The organism is Paraglaciecola sp. (assembly GCF_030730205.1).
GTDB lineage: Bacteria > Pseudomonadota > Gammaproteobacteria > Enterobacterales > Alteromonadaceae > Paraglaciecola.
The window spans coordinates 1-4790 of record NZ_JANQVQ010000066.1 but is presented as its reverse complement, the minus strand read 5'-3'; the positions used below and the strand labels follow the sequence as shown (position 1 = coordinate 4790).

Below are 4790 nucleotides of genomic sequence, written 5' to 3'. Positions count from 1 at the left end.
TGGACGATAGGCGCAATGAATTGGTCGTAAAAGGGCTCATATCAATGTGCCAAAGCTTGGAAAAAAATGTCATCGCCGAAGGCATCGAAACCGCCGAACAAGCTGAAAAATTGTATGAGCTAGGATGCCGTATTGGTCAAGGCTATTTCTTTGGTAAACCGTGTTTTGCCAGTGATATTAAAACGGTGACAAACGAAACTAGCGTTTGAAGGTAAGTAATTTTGCTGAGCATTTAAATTGTTAGCCCTAATAACGGGCTTGTAGTTTATAATCACCGCAACTGTTGAAGTAATTAAAATTGAGTAAATTAAGATGAGAGTGATTGGTGTAGAACTAAGTGCCAACGATGCAAATGTATGTTTTTTATCGTTGGAGAATGAATTATTTCAAATTCCAGATTGTCGCGCGCGCAAAATATCTTTACCTAAAAATGCAACAAGTAAAGATTTACGTTACTTTCAAGCAACGTTCGCTAAACTCGTTCAAGACTACAAAATTGATAAAATAGTCATCCGCGAGCGGCCTATGAAAGGCAAATTTGCCGGCGGTGCAGTAGGCTTTAAATTAGAAGCCGCGCTTGAACTCATTGCGGACGTAGACGCAGTGATAATGGCACCCACTGCCATTAAAGAGGCGATAAAGCGTAATCCGGTGCCAGTGGATTTTGCTGAGACGGGGTTAAAAGGCTTTCAACAAATTGCTTTTGATGTGGCATATGGCTATTTGATGAAAGACAAGTACGATATCTAAGCAGACAAGTTCAAACCGCAAGCTTAGAGCAAGAGCGTATTATATTTACAAAAATTCGATTTCCACGAAATGATAAAGGCAATAACATCACGTATTGTCTTTTTTTTTGCGAAAAAACTGAGGTATTAATCGAGTAACGCCAAAGAAAATCGACCTTTTTCATTCACTCCACGTAGCAAAATATTGCACTAAATAGTCAATAGCCAAACGAGCGCGAAGGGGCAAAAAACGCTTGTTCTGATAGACTATCCAACTACTTGCGCCTTTCCCCCAAAACGTACTCAATACGGGTAGTAGTAATCCTAATTCGATTGATTGCGTGAAACTACTCTTAGGCATATAGGCAATGCCTAAACCTTGTTCTGCGGCTTTGACTACGGCGTGGGCATTATTACTGCGCCACCGCCCACTAACCTTAATACTTTCTTGAGTGCCATCTTGACTAAATAGCCAATGATCATTGTTGGAAATAATGCATCGATGATTTTTTAGGTGACTTGGTTGCATGGGCTCGCCATATTGTTGCAAATAAGCAGGACTTGCGACTGCCATCATCGGTCTGTTGGCTAATTTACGAGCGACTAGACTAGAGTCGCTTAGTTCACCATAGCGAATAGCAAAATCAAACCCGTCATCAATAAAGTTAACCATGCGAGTATTAAAGTCCATTTCAATAGAAAGTTTAGGATGATGTTCAGCAAACTGCATCAAGGCTGGTGCCACATATTGCTCACAAAACGTGCCTGCTCCACTCACTCGAAGTGTGCCGTTAATTTGGAATTGCTGAGAGCTGACTTGTTCATTTGCTTGCTCTAAGCCATGCACCAGTTCTTTACATTGTTGATAGTAAGTGAGGCCAGCTTGAGTTAAGTGAATTTGCCGCGTAGTTCGCGCAAATAAAGTGCAAGCTAGGCGCTCTTCGAGTCGTGAAATTTGACGGCTGATATGACTTGTGCTGCAGGCAAGTCGTTTGGCTGCAGATGAAAACCCTTGAGATTCTGCTACTGCCACAAATTCGATGATACCTTCAAAGCTATTCATAATAGTCCTGTTTTTATTGTTGCTATATAGCAAAAATAATTTGCTGATTGGCTATATTATCATTTGTATGGGGATGAACTACACTGGTTTCATTATTTCAAGCAGGACTAATGCTTTAGGAGCAATCAAAATGAAAAAGATACTCGTCATCGTTACCAATCACGGTACCTTAGGTACAACTGAGCAAGCCAATGGTACATACTCGCCAGAAATCACCCATGCTCTACATGTGTTTACTCAAAACGGCTTTGATTACGACATCACTTCCATTAAGGGTGGTAAAGCGCCCATCTATGGCACCGATATTGAGGGAGATTCAGTCAATAGTGAGGTACTGGCTGATACAGAATTTCAAAACCGCATGAATCACTCCATACCGATAAATCAAGTGTCGGTGACTGATTACGCTGCGATTTTCTATCCAGGTGGTTTTGGTTTGCTATCAGATTTAGCAAGTAACCAAGAAGTTGCTAGTTTGGCGGCTAAACATTACGAAAATGGTGGAGTATTGGCAGCGGTTTGTCATGGCCCAGCCGGTTTATTACCAATTATATTGAGCTCAGGTGAAAAATTACTCGCCAGCCATACCGTAACAGGGTTCACTCGCGAAGAGGAGATTGACTACGGTACTATTAACGATGTGCCATTTTTGTTAGAAGAATCGTTAACTCGTTCGGCCAGTCAGTATCGAAAAGTGCAGCCATGGCAAGAATTTGTGATTGAAGATGGCCGAGTGATTACTGGTCAAAACCCAAGTAGTGCTCATGCCGTTGCAAAAGCCTTGGTTAAGCAGCTAAACGGGTAAAGGTGTCTTTTGTGGCAACTGAGTGATTAAAAGAGGGCCCGTCACTTTCTTAGCTGTGCCCCTATAGAATAAACAAAAAGGTACGACAGCAGTGTCGTACCTTTTTTTGTTCGGTCTCATTTTTCTCGAATCTCGTCGCTTTATTTGGCTCTCACTTGCCAAACTGCCACTGTGCCGCTAATTTCATTTCCGATAATCACTAATGGTTCCCCTGTTGGGCTGTCGTTTGCAGCGACAAAAGCCATTCCTTCAGGACCTAGATCACCCATCAGGTCGCCACCTTCGGTTACGTCCCGATTTATCACGTAGTCGACAAATTTAGTGTCGTAGGGGTTAGTGATGTCATAAACAAAAATGCCACTCATGCGTTCGGTGCCGATAAACGCGTAAGTGTGGTCACCAACCTGACCAACGGCTAAAGCTTCGGGTTCTGGCCCTTTATTAGCTGAGCGGCCGTCGCCCGTATTCTCATCATTTTCATTATTAAATGCGTTGCCATGAATGGAAGCTGTAATGCGCTCTAAGTCATCCCCTGAGTCAAATACGGCCATTCCGTTGCTATCCCAAATAGTAAATGAACGCGCACCGTAGGCATAAATCGCTTCATAAGTACCATCTTTATCCTGGTCTCCTAACACCTTACTGACAGTAAGTCGGCCTAAGGGGTGAGCAGTAAAGTCTGAATTACGTGGGTCGCCGCCTGCAATCATCTCAAGATTTGAGCTGGGTGCGTAATCTAAACGACGGGCTTGGGTTTCTTCAGTGAACGCTAAACAACCATCGTCTGAATCGAAGTCTTGACCCCCAGCCGCAATACATAAGTCTTCGTCTTGTTCACCCGCCTCGTTCAGGGTATCGAAAAAGTATTCACGAGCATCACCTTCATTGGCTGTTATAACAAAGCTTGCGCCTTTCCAGGTAAATGATGCAATGGTGTCAGGCATATATATACCGTAAACATCTTGGTATTGACCAAAACTCACTGTACCGTCTTCCATCCCATCAAGTTGGTACTTACTCCAATCCTTAAAGCCTAAACCTTTGATGGTAAGAGAGTTATCACTCAAATCGACGATGGCAAGCCCGTTGTTTTCTTGCAGAGTGACATAAGCAATATTGTTACTAATAGTGATGTATTCTGGCTCTAAATCTTGTGCAACGGTGGTGTTGATGAGTTTGCCGTTAATGGTGCGCCCAGTTGGATTAGGAAAGTGCATCCCCATCGCTTCAAGCTCAGCTTGTTTATCATTATAAGCGCTGAACGTTAGCGCTATTGCCACATCTGCAGGTACGTTATCTACCAAGTTAATGATTGAAATTGAGCCTTCAGGATCAACGCCATAGTCACCACTAGGCTCTCCTTCGTTGGCTGTGAGCACTTTATTACCTTGAGCATTGAACGTCACCATATCTGGTAAGTTGCCCACTTCTACCGCTTTGACAAAAACCGGTGTTGTAGCATTGAGGCCATTATAAAAAAGTACAAATCCGTTATTGGCTTTTGCAGCGGCGGGCACAGCTACAGCCATCCAATCATCATGTATTGCGACACTTGTAGGGCTAGCAAGCGGAATATTATTAGCCGAAGTGGGTAATACAAGAGGACTGGCGGTCATGTTATCGGCAGTAAGTGGATTGCTTAGCGCTTCGTTTGTAAGGCTTGATGCATCTATCATTTCAACCGTGGGTTGCGTCGCAGCGCTATTAATGGCATAAATCATTTTGCTGGCAGCATGGAATTGTACTATTTCAGCCGCACCGAGGGGATTGCTTGGATTAAGTTGGGCTCGGCCAATCAGTTCTAAATATACCCCAGCGCTTGCGTTTTGACCGTCTGCGCCATCAGAACCACTTGCACCCACAGCGCCTTGTTCACCTACTGGACCTGGTGCTCCTTCATCGCCATCTAAAAAACAGCCGGTTAAAGCGGTACTTAGTGCTATAGCGATAGCTGTGTAAGAGATCTGTTTACCCAATTTCATTCGTTATCCTTTACTAACATTTTGATTTTAGTCAGGATAAAAGTAGGGTGTGACAGTTAAATTACACTCGAATGACGGATCAATGACCTATTTATTACACATTCATTACTGGGCTGTCACCACCGCGCTAGAGAGAACGGCCCAGTAATGCTGCTATTAGTAATAACGCAGATGTTCTACTTTGCCCCAAAATACTCGATATGAAAAAGCGG

Annotated in this window: 5 protein-coding genes; 3 read left to right on the top strand and 2 right to left on the bottom strand. The window is 43.3% G+C overall.

Annotated elements, in window-relative coordinates; genetic code table 11:
* Positions 1-209: EAL domain-containing protein (locus NWQ57_RS05845; protein WP_306021199.1), on the top strand; the 209-nt coding region annotated here is incomplete at its 5' end.
* Positions 210-312: 103 nt separating this feature from the next.
* Positions 313-750: a DUF3010 family protein gene (locus NWQ57_RS05840; protein ID WP_306021198.1), complete on the top strand. Its 438-nt coding sequence runs from the start codon at positions 313-315 to the stop codon at positions 748-750.
* A 159-nt stretch (positions 751-909) separates the two neighbouring features.
* Here NWQ57_RS05840 and NWQ57_RS05835 read toward each other — a convergent pair whose 3' ends face one another.
* Positions 910-1791 carry a LysR family transcriptional regulator gene (locus NWQ57_RS05835; protein WP_306021197.1) on the bottom strand — a complete coding sequence of 294 codons (882 nt, stop codon included), beginning with the start codon at positions 1789-1791 and terminating at the stop codon, positions 910-912.
* A 130-nt stretch (positions 1792-1921) separates the two neighbouring features.
* Here NWQ57_RS05835 and NWQ57_RS05830 point away from each other — a divergent pair, with 130 nt between their 5' ends.
* On the top strand, positions 1922-2596 hold the full coding sequence (locus NWQ57_RS05830) for a type 1 glutamine amidotransferase domain-containing protein (RefSeq protein WP_306021196.1): 675 nt from the start codon (positions 1922-1924) through the stop codon (positions 2594-2596).
* A gap of 140 nt (positions 2597-2736) precedes the next feature.
* On the opposite strand, the gene NWQ57_RS05825 is transcribed toward NWQ57_RS05830, so the two are convergent.
* Positions 2737-4578 carry a choice-of-anchor I family protein gene (locus NWQ57_RS05825; RefSeq protein ID WP_306021195.1) on the bottom strand — a complete coding sequence of 614 codons (1842 nt, stop codon included), beginning with the start codon at positions 4576-4578 and terminating at the stop codon, positions 2737-2739.
* Positions 4579-4790: the final 212 nt, after the last annotated feature.